Origin of the sequence: uncultured Chloroflexus sp. (genome assembly GCF_937129525.1) — a bacterium.
In the GTDB taxonomy this organism is placed as follows: domain Bacteria; phylum Chloroflexota; class Chloroflexia; order Chloroflexales; family Chloroflexaceae; genus Chloroflexus.
In genome coordinates, this window is record NZ_CAKZNK010000023.1 from 31,506 (window position 1) to 52,486 (window position 20,981).

16 protein-coding genes are annotated in these 20,981 nt (G+C 60.1%); all 16 read left to right on the forward strand.

The features are described 5' to 3' along the window. The first annotated feature begins 39 nt into the window (after nucleotides 1–39). Nucleotides 40–720 (forward strand): magnesium protoporphyrin IX methyltransferase, encoded by a 681-nt coding sequence (bchM, locus tag Q0650_RS02180; RefSeq protein WP_298815447.1) that lies wholly within the window; start codon nucleotides 40–42, stop codon nucleotides 718–720. Nucleotides 721–765: 45 nt separating this feature from the next. Beyond that, the gene (locus Q0650_RS02185; protein WP_298815449.1) at nucleotides 766–1,101 is read left to right on the forward strand and encodes a hypothetical protein; all 336 of its coding nucleotides are present in this window, start codon (nucleotides 766–768) and stop codon (nucleotides 1,099–1,101) included. 69 nt (nucleotides 1,102–1,170) lie between these two features. After that, nucleotides 1,171–2,298, forward strand: a complete 1,128-nt coding sequence (gene acsF / locus Q0650_RS02190; RefSeq protein ID WP_298815451.1) for a magnesium-protoporphyrin IX monomethyl ester (oxidative) cyclase — start codon at nucleotides 1,171–1,173, stop codon at nucleotides 2,296–2,298. Between the two features lie 219 nt (nucleotides 2,299–2,517). Continuing rightward, on the forward strand, nucleotides 2,518–6,255 hold the full coding sequence (locus tag Q0650_RS02195) for a magnesium chelatase subunit H (protein ID WP_298815453.1): 3,738 nt from the start codon (nucleotides 2,518–2,520) through the stop codon (nucleotides 6,253–6,255). Then, nucleotides 6,252–7,550, forward strand: a complete 1,299-nt coding sequence (locus tag Q0650_RS02200; RefSeq protein WP_298815454.1) for a BCD family MFS transporter — start codon at nucleotides 6,252–6,254, stop codon at nucleotides 7,548–7,550. The genes Q0650_RS02195 and Q0650_RS02200 overlap by 4 nt, the downstream gene beginning before the upstream one ends. 177 nt (nucleotides 7,551–7,727) lie before the next feature. Beyond that, a complete protein-coding gene (gene hemA / locus Q0650_RS02205; protein ID WP_298815456.1) occupies nucleotides 7,728–9,080 on the forward strand; it encodes a glutamyl-tRNA reductase in 1,353 nt (450 codons plus the stop codon). A 188-nt stretch (nucleotides 9,081–9,268) separates the two neighbouring features. Further along, nucleotides 9,269–10,243 (forward strand): hydroxymethylbilane synthase, encoded by a 975-nt coding sequence (gene hemC, locus Q0650_RS02210; protein ID WP_298815457.1) that lies wholly within the window; start codon nucleotides 9,269–9,271, stop codon nucleotides 10,241–10,243. Then, nucleotides 10,240–10,995 carry a uroporphyrinogen-III synthase gene (locus Q0650_RS02215; protein WP_298815459.1) on the forward strand — a complete coding sequence of 252 codons (756 nt, stop codon included), beginning with the start codon at nucleotides 10,240–10,242 and terminating at the stop codon, nucleotides 10,993–10,995. Before hemC ends, Q0650_RS02215 begins: the two co-directional genes overlap by 4 nt. 55 nt (nucleotides 10,996–11,050) lie before the next feature. After that, complete coding sequence (gene hemB / locus Q0650_RS02220; protein ID WP_298815464.1) at nucleotides 11,051–12,109, forward strand: porphobilinogen synthase; 1,059 nt, start codon at nucleotides 11,051–11,053, stop codon at nucleotides 12,107–12,109. A 40-nt stretch (nucleotides 12,110–12,149) separates the two neighbouring features. Then, nucleotides 12,150–13,220, forward strand: coding sequence for a uroporphyrinogen decarboxylase (gene hemE, locus Q0650_RS02225; protein WP_298815466.1), 1,071 nt, complete (start codon nucleotides 12,150–12,152; stop codon nucleotides 13,218–13,220). Beyond that, nucleotides 13,217–14,533: a glutamate-1-semialdehyde 2,1-aminomutase gene (hemL, locus tag Q0650_RS02230; RefSeq protein WP_298815468.1), complete on the forward strand. Its 1,317-nt coding sequence runs from the start codon at nucleotides 13,217–13,219 to the stop codon at nucleotides 14,531–14,533. Before hemE ends, hemL begins: the two co-directional genes overlap by 4 nt. Nucleotides 14,534–14,562: 29 nt before the next feature. Then, entirely contained in the window at nucleotides 14,563–15,471 is a 909-nt protein-coding gene (gene hemF / locus Q0650_RS02235; protein WP_298815470.1) for an oxygen-dependent coproporphyrinogen oxidase, read from the forward strand. 202 nt (nucleotides 15,472–15,673) lie between these two features. Then, nucleotides 15,674–16,951, forward strand: a complete 1,278-nt coding sequence (gene bchN, locus Q0650_RS02240) for a ferredoxin:protochlorophyllide reductase (ATP-dependent) subunit N (protein WP_298815472.1) — start codon at nucleotides 15,674–15,676, stop codon at nucleotides 16,949–16,951. A gap of 144 nt (nucleotides 16,952–17,095) precedes the next feature. Further along, on the forward strand, nucleotides 17,096–18,733 hold the full coding sequence (locus Q0650_RS02245; protein ID WP_298815474.1) for a ferredoxin:protochlorophyllide reductase (ATP-dependent) subunit B: 1,638 nt from the start codon (nucleotides 17,096–17,098) through the stop codon (nucleotides 18,731–18,733). Beyond that, nucleotides 18,730–20,037: a Coenzyme F420 hydrogenase/dehydrogenase, beta subunit C-terminal domain gene (locus Q0650_RS02250; RefSeq protein WP_298815476.1), complete on the forward strand. Its 1,308-nt coding sequence runs from the start codon at nucleotides 18,730–18,732 to the stop codon at nucleotides 20,035–20,037. Before Q0650_RS02245 ends, Q0650_RS02250 begins: the two co-directional genes overlap by 4 nt. Nucleotides 20,038–20,110: 73 nt before the next feature. Then, nucleotides 20,111–20,932 carry a ferredoxin:protochlorophyllide reductase (ATP-dependent) iron-sulfur ATP-binding protein gene (gene bchL / locus Q0650_RS02255; protein ID WP_298815478.1) on the forward strand — a complete coding sequence of 274 codons (822 nt, stop codon included), beginning with the start codon at nucleotides 20,111–20,113 and terminating at the stop codon, nucleotides 20,930–20,932. Nucleotides 20,933–20,981: the final 49 nt, after the last annotated feature.

The following is a 20,981-nucleotide window of genomic DNA, read 5'->3' on the forward strand; positions in this document are numbered from 1 at the left end:
TTCCAAGTTTGGACTACATCGTAGCTAGAGGAGAACGACGTGCTTGAGATCTCGCAGCACAAAGCTCAACTGCGCGAGTATTTCAACGGTTTGGGCTTTGAGCGCTGGTCAGCCATCTACGGCAACGCCCCGTTGTCGCTTGTTCGTCAAAGCATTCGCGAAGGCCACAACCGCATGTTAGCAGTCGCCGATGCATGGCTGGATGATCAACCACCGCCAACTACTGCGCTCGATGTCGGCTGTGGGGTCGGTCTGTTCAGTCTGATGCTGGCCCGCCGTGGCTATCGAGTGCGCGCCGCCGACATCGCGCCACAAATGGTGGCAGCCACCCAGCGTGCTGCCGCTGAGGCCGGCCTGGCCGACCGGATCGAGTGCATCGAGGCCGATATTGAATCGCTGCGCGAACCGGCGCAGGTGGTGGCCTGCTTTGATGTGCTGATCCACTACCCGCAGCCGGCATTTGGCCAGCTTTGCACCCATCTCGCGGCTCTGACCGGCCACACCTTGCTCATGACATACGCGCCATACAGCACATTGCTCGCCGCTTTGCACCGGATCGGTGGCTGGTTTCCCCACAGTCAACGGCGCACCGAAATTCAGATGATTCGCGACCAGGAAGTGGCGGAAATACTGGCTCGCGCCGGTTTGCGAGTGCAACGAAGCCAGCCGATCCGTAGCAGGTTTTATCACGTTACGCTGATCGAGGCCCGACGGGCCTGATTTGATAAGGTCGTAGTTCAGAAACGAGACTACAAGGAGCGAGGCATGCGACGATTGTTAGCTGTAATGGCCCTTGGCGCAGCCTTCTTCGCGCTGCACAAGTGGTACAACCGCGAGGTTTTGCTGGAGGGTGAGGGGTTTGTTCGCTTGCAGAGCGAACATGAGCATTTCCACTTCCACGTTGATTTGCCCCCCGGTATGGAGATTCAGCCCGGCGATACGCTTGAGATCATGCACCTGCCACCGACCGAAGACGGTCGCACGAATGGCGAGATCTGCTACCGCAGCCCCATCCGGCTGTACAAAGCGAGCTGGTTGCGCCGTTTCCTGACCAAGAAGAGCAGTCTCGTAGAGATCAACGAGCTGGTGGAACATCCGTAACAGAGGCTGATGAGCAGGCGTGAATCCGGTATTCAGACTGGAATTTCCAAATCGCAAAGGAGCGTAACGATGTTCTGGATCAGCCCGTTGATGATGGAAATGCCCGGCGAGTTTAGCCGCACCACTCGCCATGCGCTCAAGGAGGCCATTCTCTCGCCTCGCTTCTACACCACCGATTTCAAGGCTATCGATAAGCTCGAGATCGATCGCAACGGTCTGCGCGACGAGTTTGACTGGATCCGCGACGAGTTCGCTTACGACTACAACCGCACCCACTTCCGGCGAACCGATGAGTTCTTGCAGAATTTCGATGATATGCCTGAGCGCGATGCGTTCATCGATTTTCTCGAGCGCTCATGCACGGCTGAATTTAGCGGTTGTCTGCTCTATGCCGAAATGGTTAAGCATCTGCACGATCCGACCATGAAGGCGATTTTCAAGTATATGAGCCGCGATGAGGGACGCCACGCCGGCTTCCTCAATCGCACGATGGCCGACTTGAATGTCGCGCTCGATCTGACCGTCTTGCAGAAGCGCAAGAAATATACCTATTTCCAGCCCAAGTTTATCTTCTACTCGGTTTATCTCTCTGAGAAGATCGGTTACTCGCGCTACATCCACATTTATCGTCATCTTGAACAGAATCCGCAGTACTGCATTCACCCGATCTTTAAGTGGTTTGAGCAGTGGTGCAATGACGAGTACCGCCACGGTGAATTCTTCGCTTTGTTGATGCGCTCGCAACCCGAAATGCTGCGCGGCGCGAATTTGCGCTGGATCCGGTTCTTCCTGCTCGCGGTGTACGCGACGATGTACCTGAACGACGCGCGTCGGGCCAATTTCTACGCCGCTCTCGGGCTGCACTGGCGCGATTACGATCAGAAGGTTATCCGACTCTGCAACGATATTTCTACCCAGGTCTACCCTGAAACGATGAACCTCGACGACCCACGCTTCTTTGGTTACATGGATAAGCTGGTCGAATACGACCGCAAGCTGCGAGAATTAGAGGGGCGCAATGATCCTGTGGCACTGGCTCAGTCAGCTCGCCTGAAAGCGGCGATTGCGCTGCGGCTGCTGGCTATCTACCGTCTGCCAACCCGCAAGACAACCGAAGCGATCCGCTGGAAGGGGTTGCCTGGCTTCCCCAACTACCCCGGTCCTAACCGGACACCGCGGGTCGCCGCAGCCGACTAGTAGCAACGGCGCAGAGATGTTTGCGGCAATCCAATGAACCGGTAGCTATCGCTGTATTTGGGGTAATTGCTGCGCGCGTGAGCGATCTCACGCGATGAAAGCAACTCCAGCATGACAATTCTAACCCGATTGGCTCCGGCGGCAGGAGCAGTTCCTGCCGCCTTGGGTTCGCGTTCACTGAGAAACGGTTTAGCCCAGCACGAGTGGTGAGGAACGCCAATGCATTTCGTGGTGCTAACCATCGACGGCAATCATCGTCCGGCATTACTGGCGGCTGCAGATCGCCTGCGGCGCGAGCACAAGGTTACGCTGAGTCTGGCGGTGTACGACGCAACGATGTTGCGCGATGCAGCGGGATGGGCACAGCTCGATCGCGATTTAGCCAAAGCCGATTTTATCTTTGGCGCGCGTCTGTTCAGCGAGGATCTGGTGCGACCGCTCATCGGCCGGCTGGCTCGTTGCGAACAACCTACGCTGATCATCACCTCCAACCCGGCTTTGATCCGTTGCACGCGGATCGGTGGCTTTTCGCTGCGCCGCGAGAGTGAGACTGAGCCGGGCCCACTGCGACGCTGGGTTCAGAAACTTCGTCCACAGGGTGGGGCCGGTGAAGCTCGCCGCCAACTGGCGATTTTGCGTAACCTCAGTAAGGTGCTAAAGGTTATTCCCGGCACCTCGCGCGATCTTTATACGTATATCACCAGTCATCAGTACTGGCTGAATGCTTCGCCTGAAAACCTTTACCGCCTGCTTTGCGTCTTGATCAGTCGTTATGGTCCGCAACCACGGCCCAAATTGCCACAGCTCGATCCGCTATCCTATCCTGATACCGCCATCTATCACCCCGATGCGCCTGAGCTATTCGCTTCGTTACAAGATTACCGGCGCTGGCGCGGCAAGCGGATTCCCGGCGGCGGGAAGGTCGGGATTCTGACCCTGCGCACGGTGGTGTTGAGCGGCAATACGTCACATCTCGAAGCGCTGGCGCGCGCCATCGAGGCGCGCGGCCTCGAGGCGCGTATTGCCTATGCCGCCGGCCTCGATATGCGGCCTTTGCTGGAAAAGGAGCTGGCTGATGTCGATCTGCTGGTGAATGCTACCGGATTTGCGCTGGTCGGTGGCCCGGCTGAGAGTCAACCCCAGCAGGCTGCTGAGGCGCTCATCCGCTTCGATCGCCCCTATCTGGGATTGGTGCCGCTGGCTTTTCAGCGGCTCGATGATTGGCACGCCGATGACAATGGTCTGGCGCCGGTGCAACAGGCATTGAGCGTGGCGATTCCCGAACTCGAAGGCGCTGCTGAGCCGATGATCTTTGGCGGTCCGGCGGCTGATGGTCAGCGCTTTGCGCCGGCACAGGCTGAGATCGATCAGATTGCCGAGCGAATTGCCCGCCGGGTGGCGCTGCGGCAGACGCCGAACGCCCAAAAACGGCTGGCAGTGGTGATTTATAACTTTCCACCGTCATTAGGGACGGTCGGCACGGCGGCGTATCTCGATGTCTTTGCCAGCCTGTACAACCTGTTGCAGGCGCTGGCTGCCGATGGCTACCGGGTTGAAGTGCCACACAATGTTGATGAATTGCGTCGTCTGTTGCTGGCCGATGGCCCGGCGCATGGCGCCGATGCTCATATTGCTGATTGGCTGAGCGCCGATGAGTATCGTCGGTTGTTCCCGCACTACACCGAGATTGAACCCTATTGGGGACCGGCGCCAGGTGAATTGCTGCGCGATTCGCGTGGCATTCGCATCCTTGGCCGTCACTTCGGGAATATCTTTATCGGTGTGCAACCCAGTTTCGGCTATGAGCGCGATCCGATGCGCCTGTTACTGGCCAAAGATGCGGCGCCAAATCACGCCTTCGCCGCCTTTTATACCTGGATCACGCACAAATTCCGCGCCGATGCGGTAATCCATCTGGGCACGCACGGCGCAATGGAATTTATGCCGGGCAAGCAGGTGGGGCTGAGCGCGCGCTGCTGGCCGCTGCGCCTGATCGGGCCACTACCTAACTTCTATGTCTACAGTGTGAATAACCCTAGCGAGGCAGCGATTGCCAAACGGCGCGGCGCGGCAACGCTGGTCAGCTATCTGGTGCCGCCAGTGCAACAGGCCGGCCTCTACAAAGGATTGCGCGCCCTTCGTGATGCCATCGAGCAGTATGAGCGCAATCCCGACCCGGCACTGGCAGCCGATCTGCGCGATCGGGCTGCCCAACTCGGGATCCCGATGGAGAATAGCGGCGACGAGCGCGCCGATGTAGCCGGTCTGGCTCACGAGCTGCTCCGGATCGAGCAGCGCATGATCCCGCTCGGCCTGCACGTGCTTGGTCAACCGCCGGCTCCCGCCGAGCTGGCCGACTTCTTGTTCCTCTATGCCAGCCTGCAGCCCGATGGTGGCCTGCCGGCGCTGATTGCGCGCGGGATGGGAATTGACTATCAGCAGCTCTGTGCCCGCTTGAGCAATGACCTGACGGCGCAAAACCAGCTTCGCGCAATCGAAGCCCGTGGCCGCGCGGCAATGCTGGCCTATGCCGAAGCGCCTGACGCTGCCGCTGGCGCGCGTGCCGCCGCAGCTCAACTGGCCGATCTGACCCCTGAAACGGCCTTGCGCCCACTCTGGCCGAAACTGGCCGAGCTACGTAACGGCTTGCTCACCAATCACGAGCTGCGCAACCTGCTGCACGGTTTGCGCGGCGGTTTTATCCCACCCTCACCCAGTAACGACGCGGTGCGCAATCCGGCAGTGCTCCCAACTGGACGCAATCTATTTGCTCTCGATCCGTACCGGGTGCCAACCCCAGCCGCGATGCAGCGGGGCGAAGCGCTGGCGCATGAACTGGCTTCCCGCCTGCGCGCCGAACAAGGGCGGTGGCCAGAAAGCATCGCAATTGTGTTGTGGGGCACTGATAATCTCAAGAGCGATTGTGAAGGTGTCGCTCAGGTGCTGGCCCTGATGGGCGCCCGTCCGGTCATCGACGAGCTGGGAAATGTAGCCGATGTGACACTGCGGCCATTGTCCGAACTGGGCCGACCGCGCATCGATGTCGTCGTCACAGTGAGCGGCATCTTCCGCGATCTGCTCGGCAACCAGATGCGGCTGATCGATCGGGCGGCGTATCTGGCGGCTGTCGCCGATGAGCCGCCAGAGTGGAATTTTGTGCGATCCCACGCGCTGGCACAGATGGCTGAGACGGGTATAACGCTTGAAGAAGCGGCGATCCGCGTCTTTGCCAACGCGCCCGGCAGCTACGGCGCAAATGTGAACTTCCTGGTCGAAAGTGGAACCTGGGAGAGTGAAGATCAGTTGAGCGATGCTTTCCTGTCCCGCAAGAGTTTCGCGCGAACCGCCAGTGGTCAGTGGCGCGAGGCGCGCGGTCTGCTTGAAGGGGCATTGCGGCACGTGCAGGCGACATTCCAAAACATTGACAGTTTTGAGGTTGGTCTGACCGACATCGACAACTACTACGAAAATCTCGGCGGTGTCGCCAAGAGTGTGGAGCGACTGCGTGGTGAAGCGCCGCCGGTGCTGGTCGCTGACGCGATTAGCGCGCCTGGCGCCAGTCGGATCGCCTCGATTGAGACGATGCTACGGCTTGAGACGCGCGCCAAGCTGCTGAATCCGAAGTGGCACGAGGCCATGCTGGCGCATGGCTTCGCCGGGGTGCGCGAGATCGAAGCTCGCGTCAACCATACGTATGGCTGGAGCGCGACTGCCAATGCCGTGGAAGGCTGGATTTACGACGAGATTGCGGCAACCTACGCGCTTGATGACGCAATGCGTGAACGCATGGCCGCGCTCAATCCAGCCGCCGCCGCCGGGGTCGTGCGCCGCTTGCTCGAAGCTGCCGGACGCGGCTTCTGGGCCGCCGATGAAGCGACGCTCAATCGCCTGCAAGAGATATATCACGATCTCGAAGATCGGCTCGAAGGCATTACAGAAGAGAGGAGTGTAGGATGAGCTGGTTTAAGATGATTCGTCTTGGCATGCTCCATGTCGCTGTTGCCATCAGTTTAGTGCCAATCACCGGCGTTCTTAACCGGATCATGATTCACGAACTGGGCATCATGGCCAGTGTAGTCGCGGCGCTCATCATCCTGCCGCATCTCTTCTCGCCGATCCAGGTCTTCATCGGCCAGTTCTCCGATCGCCATCCGATCGGCGGCTATCGGCGCACGCCGTATATTGCCCTCGGCATCTTGCTCTGCGTCATCGGCGCGGCGTTGACGCCATTTGCCGCCTTTGCCATGGATGCCAGCTTCTGGCCGGGGCTGGCGCTGGCACTGCTCATCTTTGGCATGTGGGGCGTCGGTTTCAACACGGCGGTCGTCTCGTATCTCTCGCTGGCGAGCGATATGTCACCCGCGCATCTGCGCTCGCGAACCATCGCGGTGATGTGGTTTATGATGATTACCGCCGTGATCGGCACTGCGATCGGAGCGGGACGCGCGCTTGAGCACTACACGCCTGAGCGTCTGATCGAAGTCTTCGCGATCTGCGCCAGCGTTGCTCTGACTATTGCCACGTTGGGACTGATCGGACTTGAGCCGCGCAACGCTACACCGGTTAGCCACGAAGAGCGCCACAGCGCCGTTGACTCGGTGCGCACTGTGGTCGCCGATCCGCTCGCCCGCCGGTTTTTCATCTATCTGATGCTCATGCTCTCGGCGATCCTCGGTCAGGATGTGCTGCTTGAACCCTATGGCGCAGCAGCTTTTGGCATGAGTGTGCGTGAAACCACCCAGTTGACGGCAACATGGGGTAGCGCAACGCTGCTTGCGCTGTTGCTGCACGGCATCTTGTTTAGCCGCTGGCTGAGCAATAAGCGCGGCGCAATGCTGGGTGGCGCTATTGCTGCAACCGGTCTCACACTGATCGCGCTGAGCGGGATCCTGCGCCTGCAACCACTGTTTGTGCCGGCAGTCGCAATTCTCGGTTTCGGCACCGGTATCGCCACTGCCACAAATCTGGCATTGATGCTCGACATGACAACACCGCAACAAGTCGGTCTGTTCATTGGCGCATGGGGTGTCGCTGACGCTGCCGCGCGCGGTCTGGGCAACCTGCTGGCCGGGATGATCCGCGACCTCACTGCGCTGGTTGCCGGCCCAACCGGCTCTTACGCTACCGTATTCCTGATCGAGGCGCTGATCCTCGGTGTCGCGCTGGTTATGCTGCGCGCTATCGATGTCAGCGCATTCCGCAGTCAGCGCCGCGAGCTGGGTCAACTGGTTGCGGTCATGGGAGATGCATAGGAAAGTATAGAAATACGCAGATTTTTAAACTGATCGGCAGTATAATACAGAGGCCTGCGCCAGAGCAACGGCGCGCTGGCGCAGGCATACCGGGTTGTTGCTGCCAATACCCGGCTGGATGGAGGGGAAGGTCGCATTCGTTATCGTAGAAGCTTTGCAGAGCAAAGGATCAGGGGTATGAATCTGCTCCTTGCCGGTCTCGATCACACTACTGCGCCGGTTGAAATTCGCGAACAACTTGCTTTCAGTCAGACCGATTTACCATCAGCGCTGATGCAACTGACTCAGGCCGAAAACGGCGCAACGCCGCTGTTTGCCGAGGCCGTCATTCTATCAACATGCAATCGAGTTGAGATCTACGGGGTTGCCAATGCCGGGACAACCGCGCAACACGTGGTTGATTTTCTCGCCAGCTTTCATCATCGACCTATCAACAGCTTCGTCCATACCCTCTACTTTTACCAGGGTGAAGCCGTCGTCCGTCACCTATGCGCCACTGCAGCCGGCTTGCGTTCGCTCGTATTAGGAGAGGCTCAGATTCAGGGGCAGGTGCGCTCGGCGTATGAAGCAGCGCAACGCATTGGCAGCGTCGGTTCGACGCTACATCGCCTCTTCCAGATTGCGCTGGTAGCCGGCAAACGGGTGCGTCACGAGACAACGATCGGTCGCGGCGCGGCCAGCGTCTCGCAGGCCGGGGTAGAGCTGGCCAGACGCCGTCTCGGCGATCTGCGTGGACGCGAGGTGTTGCTGATCGGTGGCGGCGAAGTGAGTGAACTGGCGGCGCAGAATCTGATTGCCAACGGCGCCGATCGGCTGACGATTGTGAACCGGACATCGGCGCGCGCCGCCGCGTTGGCCGAGCGTTACGGCGCTGAGATGCTTGATTTTAGCGCATTGCCCGAAGCCCTGGCTCGCGCCGATATTGTCATCAGTTCAACCGCTGCCCCGGTACCGATCATCTACCGCCACCACGTTGCCGATGCGCTGGAGCATAAACAGCGCGCTCGCGCCTGCGGCGATTGCGATCCGCCGGCAATGCTGCTGATCGATCTGGCAGTGCCGCGCGATATTGCTGCTGATGTTGCTCAATTGCCCGGCGTTCATCTCTTCACCGTTGACGATTTACGCGAAGTGGTGAGTCATACGATTGAGCTGCGCAGCGCCGTGATCGAGATTGCGCAGCAGATTGTGGAAGAGCAGGTGCGCGAGTTCATCGACTGGTGGCGCACACAGGAAGCATTACCGGTGTTGACCATGCTCCGTCAACGAGCTGAAGAGGTGCGCAACGAGGAGTTGGAGCGCGCGCTGCGCCGCCTGAACAATCTCTCGCCCGAACAACGGGCCGTGATCGAAGGATTGTCACGCAGTATCGTGAATAAACTGCTTCATCCACCGACCCGCTGCTTACGCGAGGCTGCCGCTCACGGTCAGGGCAAACGCTACGCGACTATGCTGGCCGAGCTGTTTAATCTGGAACACGGCACTGAGCGAACGGTAAGCGTGATAGGCAATACAGAGCCGGTTGGGTAAGCGGAACAGGGATTTGGTCAGCGTCGGTCACGCGATTGATTTGCCGTTGCCGCGCAGCGGTTCCGCCTGCGTAGCCCTGGCCCCAGGGAACTATCCGCACCCTGAGCCAGGGCAGATGAGATCGATTAGCGCTATGCGCGACCAACACTATCACACCTTTGCGTTATGTTGCATTGATGAGAGGAACTATGACTCGCTTACTCCTCGGCACCCGCGGTTCGGCCCTGGCCCGCGCGCAGTCAGAATGGGTCGCCAGCGCGTTACGCGCCGCTTTGCCCGATCTCTCCGTTGAACTGCGGGTGATTACAACCACCGGCGATCGCGTGCTTGATGTGGCGCTATCGGCAGTCGGTGACAAGGGGTTGTTCGTCAAAGAGCTGGAACAGGCATTGCTGGCAGGGGAGGTTGATCTCTGCGTGCATAGCGCCAAAGATATGCCCACTGAAACGCCGACCGGCCTGACTCTGTCCGCTTTTCCGGCGCGAGAAGATCCGCGTGACGCGCTGGTCTTGCGGCAGAACGGTCTGGGTCACGATCTGACCAGCCTGCCGCGCGGGGCGCGGGTGGGCACCTCTAGCCTGCGTCGCGCCAGCCAGTTGCGCCACCATCGGCCCGATCTGCAACTGGCCGATGTGCGCGGCAATGTTGACACCCGACTACGCAAGCTTGCCGAAGGTCAGTACGATGCACTGATTCTGGCCGCTGCCGGCCTGCGCCGGTTGGGGTTGTGGGATGGCACACCCGGCGCAACAATTGGTGAAGCGGTTGTCTTCCCGCTCGATCCACAGGTGATGCTACCGGCAGTGTCACAGGGCATTTTAGCAATTGAGACCCGCGCCGATGATGCCACGACCCGCGCTGTGGTAGCCACCCTCGATGATCCGGCGGCGCGGGCCGCTGCGCTGGCCGAACGCGCCCTGCTGCGCCGGCTTGAAGGCGGTTGTCAGGTGCCGGTGGCAGCGCATGCAGCAGTGACTCCATCAGGCATTCATCTCCGTGGCATGATCGGCGCACTCGATGGCAGCGCGCTGGTGTTTGCGGAACAAAGCGGCGCAGTTGATCAGGCAGAGGCGTTGGGCGTTGCCGTCGCTGAAACCTTGCTCGCGCAGGGAGGAGACGCCATTCTGGCTTCGATCCGTAGCCAACTGGAGGCGCGGCAATGAGTGGTCTGGCCGGTCGTCGGATTGCGATCACACGTCCGGCAGGGCGCGGCGATACGCTCGCCGAACGATTGCGCGCGTTGGGAGCAATTCCGCTGCTTACCCCTCTGATTGCTTATGCGCCACCAGCCGATCCGGCTCCCTTGCAACAGGCAATTGGTCGCCTTGCTGCCGGCGAATACGACTGGCTGGTTGTGACCAGCCGGCAGGCGGTGCAGGCGCTGGCCGGGGTGACAGTGCCGGACACCACCGCCATTGCTGCCGTTGGCAAAGGAACTGCTGCTGATTGCCGGCATATTTGGGGACGCGCCCCGACCAGCGTGCCCGACGAAGAGGTAGGGGCAGCGTTACCACAGGCAATGGGGTTGCTCACCGGCAAGCGCGTGTTGCTGCCCTGCGCAGATATTGCTCCGCCGACGCTGGCGACAAACCTGCGCGCCGCCGGCGCAATCGTAGATCGGGTGACGGCCTATTGCACGATTGCCGGCCCAGGCGCGGCTGATCTCGCGGCTGCATTGCAAGCCGGCGCAGTTGATGCCATTGTGCTTGCCAGTGGTTCGGCGGCGCGCCAGTTGCGTTCGCTCATGCCACCGTCTGCGCAACTGCCAGCGCTGGTCTGCATCGGCCCCAGCACTGCGGCTGCGTGCGATGAATTGGGATTGCCGGTAGCGGCCATTGCCGCGCGACCAAACGACGACGCGCTGATCGCCGCGCTGGAACAGGTGTTTATTGCTCACCATGCGCAACAAGATTGACCCAAAGAGAGTCAGGCACTCAAGGCGTACTGAACGATGGATGGAGTAAATGACTATGGAAACGCTCTCTGACCGGATACCGGCCACCAATGGCATTACCGGCCATCTACCCACTCCGCTACACCGTCCGCGACGGCTGCGTGTCAGTCCTGCGCTGCGCGATCTGGTGCGCGAAACCCGGCTGACACCCGCCCAACTGATTGCGCCAATCTTTGTGCGTCACGGGCACGACCTCCGAATAGCCATCCGCTCGATGCCCGGCCAGTTTCAGATGTCGCCCGATCAGGCCGCGCAGGAGGCAATTGCACTGGCTGAACGTGGCATTCGCGCCGTCTTACTCTTCGGCATTCCGGCCCACAAAGACTCTTGCGGGAGCGAGAACGCCGATCCGGATGGGATTGTGCCCCAGGCTATCCGCGCTATCAAAGCAGCCGTGCCAGGCATGGTCGTTATCAGCGATATGTGTTTCTGCGAGTATACCGACCACGGCCATTGCGGCGTGCTCAATACGCCTGACCGAAGCGATTTTCAGCCTCAACTCGGCGAAGGTTATCTGCTCAACGATCCGACGCTCGCTCTGCTCGCGGAAGCATCGGTCGTGCATGCCCGCGCCGGCGCCGACATCATTGCCCCCTCTGGCATGATCGATGGCATGGTGGCAACCATCCGTGCCGCGCTCGACGCTGCCGGTTTCAGCCACACCTCAATTATGAGTTACGCTGCCAAATATGCCAGCGGATTCTACGGCCCCTTCCGTGACGCCGCCGAAAGCCCTCCCCAATTCGGCGATCGCAGCCAGTATCAGATGGATCCGGCTAATGCGCGCGAGGCGCTGCGCGAAGTCGATCTCGATGTGGCGGAAGGCGCCGACATCCTGATGGTCAAACCGGCGCTGGCTTATCTTGACATCATTCGCCAGGTGCGCGACCGCCACACCTTACCGCTTGCCGCCTATCAGGTCAGCGGTGAGTACAGCATGGTTAAGGCGGCGGCGATGCAGGGCTGGCTTGACGAGCAGCGGATTGCGCTCGAAATGCTCACTGCGATTCGCCGCGCCGGCGCTGACATGATCATTACGTATTGGGCGAAAGAAGCTGCCGAGTGGCTGGGATAAACGGCGCGCTCGGATTTGTAATAACACGCGAGGAGACACTATGCGCGATCGTTTTCTCCGCGCCTGCCGCCGCCAGCCAGTTGACCGCACCCCGATCTGGCTGATGCGGCAAGCCGGTCGTTACATGCCTGAATACCGCGCCGTGCGCGAGCGATACGGCTTTTTGCAAATGGTCAAAACCCCCGAAGTAGCCGCCGAAGTAACACTGCAACCGATACAGGCATTTGGGGTGGATGCAGCGATCATTTTTGCCGATATTTTGCCACCGCTAGAGGGGTTAGGCTTCCGGCTCACCTACGAAAAGGGGGAAGGGCCGGTTATCCACAACCCGGTTCGTCAGGCCGGTGATGTGGCAGGATTGCAGGTATGCGATCCACGCGAGACGGTGGCATACACGCTCGAAGCGTTGCGGCTGGTGAAACGTGAACTCAACGGTTTGCCGCTGATTGGCTTTAGCGGCGCTCCCTTCACGCTGGCCAGCTACGCCATTGAAGGCGGCGGTTCGAAAGAGTACCGCCTGACCAAACGATTCATGTACGAGCAGCCGGCGGCCTGGCACACGCTGATGGAGCGGCTCAGCAACCTGGTAGCCGAATACCTGATCGCGCAGGTGGAAGCAGGCGCTGATGCGGTACAGATCTTCGATAGCTGGGCCGGCGCGCTCGCGCCTGCCGATTATCGCGATTACGTGTTGCGACACACGCAACAGGTGATGACGACCGTCCGCGCGCGTCTAGGTGACGCCGCGCCGCCAATTATCTACTTCGGCACCGACATGGCCGGACTGGCCGGGGAATTGCGCCAGCTCGGCGCAGACGTACTGGGCGTTGACTGGCGCATCGATCTCGATAAAGCCTGGGCGCAATACGGTTACGAGCACGCAGTGCAGGGCAACCTCGATCCGATGACGCTCTTTGCTCCACCAGAACTCATCGCTACCCGCGCCCGCGAGATTCTGGAACGCGCTGGCGGACGACCCGGTCACATCTTCAACCTTGGACACGGCATTCTGACCGAAACCCCGGTTGATCACGTGCGCTACTTAGTAGAATTTGTTCAATCCTTCCCGTTGCCGACTACGACGTCGGTTTTGCAGGAGGTTATGCAATGAGTGTTGCAACCGAGCGCTACGCTCGTTCCCAGGCCAACTTCGCCGCCGCGCAAGCGGTGATTCCCGGTGGCGTCAACTCGCCGGTACGCGCCTTCCGTGGCGTCGGCGGCACCCCAATCTTCTTCGAACGCGGGCAAGGCGCTTATCTCTGGGATGTTGACGGGAACCGCTACATCGATTACGTGCTCTCGTGGGGGCCGTTACTGCTCGGCCATGCTCACCCCACGGTAGTCAGCGCAATAGCCGAACAGGCGCAGCGCGGTACCAGTTTCGGCGCGCCAACCGAACTCGAGACCGAGCTGGCCCGGCTGGTCATCGAGCTGGTGCCATCAATTGAACAGATTCGCTTCGTCAATAGCGGCACCGAAGCGACAATGAGCGCGCTACGCCTGGCCCGCGCCGCTACCGGACGACGCCTGATTGTCAAATTCAACGGTTGCTACCACGGTCACGCCGATATGCTGCTGGTACAGGCCGGGAGCGGAGTCGCCACGCTCGGCCTGCCTGATAGTCCCGGCGTACCACCCTCGGTGGCCGCCGAAACCATCACCATCGAATACAACGATCTCGATGCGGCAGCCTCACTCTTCGCCAACCGAGGGCAAGAGATCGCGGCAGTCATTGTCGAGCCGATTGCCGCCAATATGGGTTTCGTGCTACCCAAACCCGGCTTTCTCAGCGGATTGCGCGAACTCACTCAGCGCCACGGCGCCATCTTCATTCTCGACGAAGTGATGACCGGCTTTCGCGTTGCTCCCGGCGGGGCACAGGCGCTGTGGGGCCTCGACCCCGACCTGACCTGTCTGGGGAAGGTCATCGGCGGCGGCCTGCCGGTTGGCGCCTACGCCGGCAAACGGCAATATATGCAACTAGTCGCTCCAGCCGGGCCAATGTATCAGGCCGGCACTCTGAGCGGCAATCCGCTGGCAATGATTGCCGGACTGACCACGCTGCGCGCGGCATTTGCCGGTGATGGCGTAGCGTTCCGGCAGGCGATTGCGCTCACCACCAACCTGGCTAACGGTCTGCGCGAATTGGGCGAGCGCTACCGTATTCCGTTGCAGGTTGGCAACGTGGGCACGATGTTTGGCTGCTACTTCCTGCGCCATCCTGACACTCAGATCACCAACTACGCAGAAGCGAAGGCCAATGCCGATCCGCAACGCTACGCCCGTTTCTTCTGGGCGATGGCTGAACGGGGTGTTTACCTGGCTCCATCACAGTTTGAAGCCGGTTTTGTCAGCACTGCGCATACCGCTGCTGACATCGACCAGACCCTGTCGGCGGCGGAAGAAGCCTTCGCGCAATTGTGAGCAAGCGCTACCAGGCAAAGGAGGCAGTGATGACCGTTACCGACACGCGCGCGACCGTCTACGAGCTGATGCGCGCCGGCCAACAACAACTCTGCGCCGCTTTTGAAGCGACCGACGGTCAGCAACACTTTATCGCTTACAGTTGGGAACGACCCGGCGGAGGTGGCGGAACTGCCCGTATAATGACTGATGGCGCCGTCTTTGAGCGCGCCGGCGTCAACGTCTCGGCAGTCTACGGCGAAGAGGTTCCGCCGAGTATCTGGCAACACCGCCCCTCGACCCGCGGCCAACCCTACTTTGCTACCGGAATTTCGATGGTCTTGCACCCGCGCAATCCTTACGTACCCGCCTTTCACGCCAATTTTCGCTACTTTGAGGCCGGCGAAGACTGGTGGTTTGGCGGCGGCATGGATCTGACACCGAGCTATGGGTTTGAGGAAGATGCCCGCCACTTCCACGTCACCCTGCGCGACTACTGCGCGCGCCACCCGATAGCCGACTATCAGACCATGAAAGAGACCTGCGACCGCTACTTCTTTCTCAAACACCGCAACGAAATGCGCGGGATTGGCGGTATCTTCTTTGACGATCTCAATCCAGCGGGGACAGATGGCTTTGAGCGCGCGTTCGCCTTTGTCAGCGATGGCATTACCACCATCCTCAATGCCTACCTGCCAATCGTTCACCGCCGCATGCACACCCCCTACGGCGAACGCGAACGGTCGTGGCAGCTCTACCGGCGCGGTCGCTACGTCGAATTCAATCTGATCTATGATCGCGGCACTCTGTTTGGGTTGCAAACCGGCGGCAATATCGAAGCGATTTTGATGTCGTTACCACCGTTGGCGCGCTGGGAATTCAACTATCAGCCGGAACCCGGATCCCCCGAAGCGGCGATGGCCGAATTTTTGCGCCCGCGCGATTGGGCAGCAGCGTAAAATGCCCGCCACCACTGCCGGAGGGCTACGCAATCAAGCAGCCCTCCGGAGAAACCACCACAGATACGGCGCGCCAACTGTTGTTACATTTTATGCACTGATTTTGCACCGGATTTGTTTATACTTCACCTTCTTGCTTTTTATGCTACAATATTATTAAACTCAGTAGTTCCAAATCGGCACTACACTGCGAGGAGGCGCTATGCACAAAGCAAGCACCATCCGCGAGGATGGCCTCTACCACTCGTTCTGCGGCCTCGTCAGCGTCGGCTGGCTCTACCAGAAGATCAAAGACAGCTTCTTCCTCATCCTTGGCACCCACACCTGCGCTCACCTGCTGCAAAACACGCTCGGCGTAATGATCTTCGCCCGGCCACGCTTTGCCGTCTCGTTGCTGGAGGAAGCAGATCTCAGCTCGTCGCAACCCGATATTTCGGCCCAGATCGAAGAGATCAAGCGCGAGCACCATCCCTCGGTTATCTTCCTGCTCTCGTCGTGTACGCCGGAAGTGATGAAGGTGGAGTTTGAAGGACTGGCCGCATCAGTCAGCACTCCCGAAGTGCCGGTACTGTTTGTGCCTGCTTCTGGCCTCGATTACACCTTCTCGCAGAGCGAAGACTCGGTCTTGCAGGCCCTGATCCCCTTCTGCCCGCCGGCTCCACCCGAAGACAAGCGCGTTGTCTTCCTCGGTTCGGTGAACGATGCGATTGCCGACGATTTTTCGCTTGAAGCGGCTCGCCTCGGCATTCCGGTGGCCGGTTTCTTGCCTGCCAGCCACTTTAGCGAGCTACCGCCAATCGGGCCAGGCACTGTTGTCGCGCCGCTGCAACCCTACCTGCACAAGACCGCGACACAACTGCGCAATGAGCGCGACTGCACCGTGCTCTCATCGCTCTTCCCCTTTGGGCCGGACGGTACGCGCCGTTTCTGGGAAGATCTGGCCGCGCAATTTGGCATGAAGATTGATCTGAGCGAGCGGGAAGCCGCAGCCTGGGAGCGGATCAAACGCCATACCGACCTGCTGCGCGGCAAGAAGATCTTTTTTGCCAGCGATACGCTGATGGAGCTGCCATTGGCGCGCTTCCTCAAGGCCTGTGGCGCTGAGGTGGTTGAGTGCTCGACACCCTACATCAACCGGCGCTTCCACGCGGCTGAACTGGCGGCGCTCGAAGGGGTGCGACTGGTCGAGCAGGCCAATTTTCACCGCCAGTTGCGCACAATCGCTGAAACCAAACCCGATCTGATTATCTCCAACATCATCACCACCAACCCGCTCGTCGGTCAGGGTGTGGTCGCCAAATGGGGCACCGAATACTGCTTTTTGCCCATCCACGGCTGGGCCGGAGTCAACGCGCTGGTCACATCGTTTACCCGCGCGCTCGAACGGCATGCCAAACTCGACCCGCTCGGTTCCGACCCGATCTGGCTGACCGGCATGATGCCCAGTTCACCCGGTGGCGTTATCTCGTTACAGTCGTAGGGCAGCAAGATGCAGGCAAGCCATGGAGAGGAGTTAAACGCTGTTGTGCGGCTGGCTCGATGTTGTCAGCACCACCACAACCTGGAATAGTCTACCGGCGACCACTGCAACAGGCCGCAGGAACTCGATAGAGGAGCCGATACTATGCGTCTGGCTTACTGGATGTACGAGGGTACCGCTCACCATGGCGTTGGTCGCATTGCCAACAGCATGCGCAATGTTCACGCCGTCTTTCATGCCCCGCAGGGTGACGATTATGTCAATGCGATCTTCGCCATGCTCGACCGCACCCCCAACTTTCCGGCGATGACAACCAGCGTGGTCAGCGGCACCGATCTGGCCCGCGGCACTATCCGGCTACCGGAAACGTTGCGGCAGGTAGAAGAGCGTGTCCATCCCGATCTGATCGTCGTCGTCGCTTCGTGCTCGACGATCTTGCTGCAAGAGAATCTGGAGATCGCGGCTCAGCATGCCGGTCTTCAGTGCGAGGTGATGGTGTACGACGCCAATCCCTACCGCATGCAAGAGATTGTCGCCGCCGAAAGTCTTTTCACCGATCTGGTGAAGCGTTTTGCCAAACCGCAGTCACGCACCGAACGACCAACGGTCAATATTTTAGGGCCGGCCTCGCTCGGCTTTCATGCCCGCCACGATCTGATCAGCCTGCGCCGCATGCTGAAAACCCTTGGCGTTGAGGTGAACGTGGTTGCGCCGTGGGGCGCGACCATCGCCGATTTGAAACGCCTGCCGGCGGCGTGGCTGACAATTGCGCCGTACCGTGAACTGGGACTGCGCGCGGCTCTGTACCTCGAAGAGCAGTTTGGCGTGCCGGCGCTGCTCGATGCGCCGATTGGGGTGCAACCAACTCTGCGCTGGATCGAACGTCTGCGCGAGCTGCTGGCCCAGGCTGGCGCCGAGATTCCGATGCCGCCGTTGACCGCCTTTTCGCTCGATGGCATGTCAGCTCCTTCGGCTGTGCCGTGGCTGGCCCGCACTGCCGACATGGATAGCTTCTCAGGGAAACCGGCCTTCGTCTTCGGCGATGCCACCCACGTGGTTGGTATCACGCGCTTTTTGCGCGACGAGCTGGGCATGCCAATCGCCGGCGCCGGCACCTATGTCAAGCATCAGGCCGATTGGGTGCGCGAGCAACTGGCCGATTATGTCGATGAACTGCTGGTGACCGATGAATTCCAGAAGGTGGCTGCGCGCATTGCCGAACTCCGCCCCGAACTGGTCTGTGGCACTCAGATGGAGCGCCATACGTCTCGACGCTACGACCTGAACTGTATGGTGATTTCGCCGCCAACCCATATCGAGAACCATCTGCTGGCCTATCGGCCTTTCCTCGGTTTCGATGGAGCTGACGTGATTGCCGACGAGGTGTATACGACCTGCACCCTCGGTATGGAGAAGCACTTGATCGATCTGTTCGGCGATGCCGGTCTTGACTTGCCCGAACAGGCGAAAGAAGCAGATGCAACTTCGTTGCCAGAACCGGCGCCGACGGCTGTAGCGATCGAGACGCCCAAACCGGTCGATGAACCGGTCGTTGCCGTGGCAGCGCCGTCAGTCACTGCTCCTGCGCCAGCAGCGTCGGCTGCGCCGGCCACTCCGGTCGATCCGGTATGGGCCGCTGATGCCGAAGCGATGCTCAAGAAAGTGCCCTTCTTCGTGCGCGGTCGGGTGCGGGGAAATGTTGAGAAATATGCGCGCCAGCGCGGTCACGCAGTGATCACGGCTCAGGTGCTGCTGGCGGCCAAAGAGGAGCTGGGCGCATGAACACAGCCATGTCACCCAAAATGCCGCGCCGTTCCCAACCGCCGCGCCCATTGACTGAAATCGGGTTGCTGGCGCGCGAAGAACGGTTGGCCGGTCGGCCCAAGCTGTGTAGTGACTGCGGTATTTGCACTGGCGAGTTGCGCCCGCTGATGGCGCAGAGCTGCGTCTTTGTTAATAATCGCGCCGAAGAGATTGAACGACGTTTGCACGGTCGCAACCGACGTGACGGTGACGAACTCCTCTTCGGCATCTACCGCGAGCTGCGCGTCTTTCGCATGAAGCCGCCGGTTCCCGATGCCCAATGGAGTGGCGCCGTTACCAGTCTCGGCGCACTATTGCTCGAACGGGGACTGGTCGAAGGGGTGATTACGACTGCCGCCGTGCCCGGCACCCGCTTCGCGCCGATGCCGATTCTGGCCCGCACCCCCGAAGAGGTACGGGCTACCCGCGGCAACAAGCCGTGTCTTGCGCCAACCCTCGATGTGCTCACGCAAGTGCGGCAGACCGGACTCCGCCGCATCGCCTACATCGGCACGGGCTGCCAGGTGCATGCGCTGCGCGCCATCGAAGATCAACTCGGCCTCGAACGACTGTATGTGATCGGGATACCCTGCACCGATAATACAACGTACCCCGATCTGCAACGTTTCTTGCAAGTGGTCTCACGCTCGCCAGAGACGGTTGTTCACCACGAGTTCATGCAAGATTTCCGTATCTGGCTCAAGCATGAAGATGGTACTATCGAGAAGGTCAACTTCGTCGATCTGGACGTATCGAAACTGGGTGGCGAGATAGGCGTATTCCCGCCGGCCTGCCTGAGCTGTTTCGACTATCAGAACGGGTTGTCAGATCTGACGATCGGCTACATGGGCGCGCCACTGCCGCCAACCGAACGCTGGCAATGGACGCTCATCCGCACTGAGCGCGGAGCCGAGCTGTATGATCTGCTACGCCCCTACGTCGAGGAACGCGAGCCGATCAGTGGCGGTGACCGCACCCGTGGCATGCCGGCCTACATTCAGATGCTGCGCAAACCACCGCGGCGCGCGCCGTGGCTGATCCGTCAACTGGTTGCCTTCATTCAACGCCGCAGCGGGCCGAAGGGTCTCGAATTTGCCCGTTCGGTGATCGAGATGAAACTTCTGCGTAACCTGACGTTTGTGCGCCAACGGCATGGCAGGCTCGAACGCCGCATCGTACCGGGGTACGTCTATCGCGCACTCGCGCGCTACGCCGATGTCTACCGACGCGAGTTTGGCTGCGAGCTGGAACCGGCGGTACAGGTCGCTCAAGGAACAGACTGATCGGAATTTGCCCGGATCAAGACTGCGCAGTCAACAGATGCTGGCAATGCCGGCCTACGAGAAGGAGTTGTCCATGTCCATCATCCTCGCGATCTATGGCAAGGGTGGGATCGGCAAATCGACCACCTCAGCCAACCTCTCAGCAGCAATGGCGCTCAAAGGCGCCAAAGTGCTCCAGATCGGCTGCGATCCGAAGCACGACAGCACCTTTCCGCTCACCGGTCATTTGCAGCCGACCGTCATTGACGTGCTGGATAGCGTCAATTTCCATCTGGAAGATGTGAGCAAAGAAGATGTGATCCACACCGGCTTTGCCGGCGTCGATACGCTCGAGTCAGGCGGCCCGCCAGCCGGTAGTGGCTGCGGTGGTTATGTGGTTGGCGAGACGGTTAAACTGCTGAAAGAGTTTGGTCTTTATGACAAATACGATGTGATAGTGTTCGACGTGCTCGGTGACGTGGTGTGTGGCGGTTTTTCCGCGCCGCTCAACTATGCCGACTACGGTCTGATCATCGCCTGCAACGATTTCGACAGCATCTTCGCGGCCAACCGGCTATGTCTGGCGATTGCGCAGAAATCGCAGCGCCACAAAGTCAAGCTGGCCGGGATTATCGCCAATCGGGTCGATTACGAATATGGTGGCGGCACCAACCTGCTTGACCAGTTTGCCGAGAAGGTGGGCACAAAGATTATTGGTCGGGTGCCGTACCACGATCTCATCCGCCGATCACGGCTCGCCGGCAAGACGCTGTTTGAGATGGAAGGGCCTGGCAAAGAGGAATGCACCCGCCCCTTCGAGGAGATGGCCGAGTACCTGCTGGCCCAACCGCAGGCGACGGTACCGAATCCCTATCACGACCGGGCTATCTTCGAGGCGATTGGTGGCTGGCGATAGGCGATAGGCGATAGCCGATAGCCGATAGGCGATAAGCAATAGGCAATAG

What these genes read in the sequence shown, in the direction of transcription:
- Q0650_RS02185 (WP_298815449.1), top strand. Translation starts at nt 766, where the DNA reads ATGCGACGATTGTTAGCTGTAATGGCCCTTGGCGCAGCCTTCTTCGCG.
- acsF (WP_298815451.1), top strand. Translation starts at nt 1,171, where the DNA reads ATGTTCTGGATCAGCCCGTTGATGATGGAAATGCCCGGCGAGTTTAGC.
- Q0650_RS02195 (WP_298815453.1), top strand. Translation starts at nt 2,518, where the DNA reads ATGCATTTCGTGGTGCTAACCATCGACGGCAATCATCGTCCGGCATTA.
- Q0650_RS02200 (WP_298815454.1), top strand. Translation starts at nt 6,252, where the DNA reads ATGAGCTGGTTTAAGATGATTCGTCTTGGCATGCTCCATGTCGCTGTT.
- hemA (WP_298815456.1), top strand. Translation starts at nt 7,728, where the DNA reads ATGAATCTGCTCCTTGCCGGTCTCGATCACACTACTGCGCCGGTTGAA.
- hemC (WP_298815457.1), top strand. Translation starts at nt 9,269, where the DNA reads ATGACTCGCTTACTCCTCGGCACCCGCGGTTCGGCCCTGGCCCGCGCG.
- Q0650_RS02215 (WP_298815459.1), top strand. Translation starts at nt 10,240, where the DNA reads ATGAGTGGTCTGGCCGGTCGTCGGATTGCGATCACACGTCCGGCAGGG.
- hemB (WP_298815464.1), top strand. Translation starts at nt 11,051, where the DNA reads ATGGAAACGCTCTCTGACCGGATACCGGCCACCAATGGCATTACCGGC.
- hemE (WP_298815466.1), top strand. Translation starts at nt 12,150, where the DNA reads ATGCGCGATCGTTTTCTCCGCGCCTGCCGCCGCCAGCCAGTTGACCGC.
- hemL (WP_298815468.1), top strand. Translation starts at nt 13,217, where the DNA reads ATGAGTGTTGCAACCGAGCGCTACGCTCGTTCCCAGGCCAACTTCGCC.
- hemF (WP_298815470.1), top strand. Translation starts at nt 14,563, where the DNA reads ATGACCGTTACCGACACGCGCGCGACCGTCTACGAGCTGATGCGCGCC.
- bchN (WP_298815472.1), top strand. Translation starts at nt 15,674, where the DNA reads ATGCACAAAGCAAGCACCATCCGCGAGGATGGCCTCTACCACTCGTTC.
- Q0650_RS02245 (WP_298815474.1), top strand. Translation starts at nt 17,096, where the DNA reads ATGCGTCTGGCTTACTGGATGTACGAGGGTACCGCTCACCATGGCGTT.
- Q0650_RS02250 (WP_298815476.1), top strand. Translation starts at nt 18,730, where the DNA reads ATGAACACAGCCATGTCACCCAAAATGCCGCGCCGTTCCCAACCGCCG.
- bchL (WP_298815478.1), top strand. Translation starts at nt 20,111, where the DNA reads ATGTCCATCATCCTCGCGATCTATGGCAAGGGTGGGATCGGCAAATCG.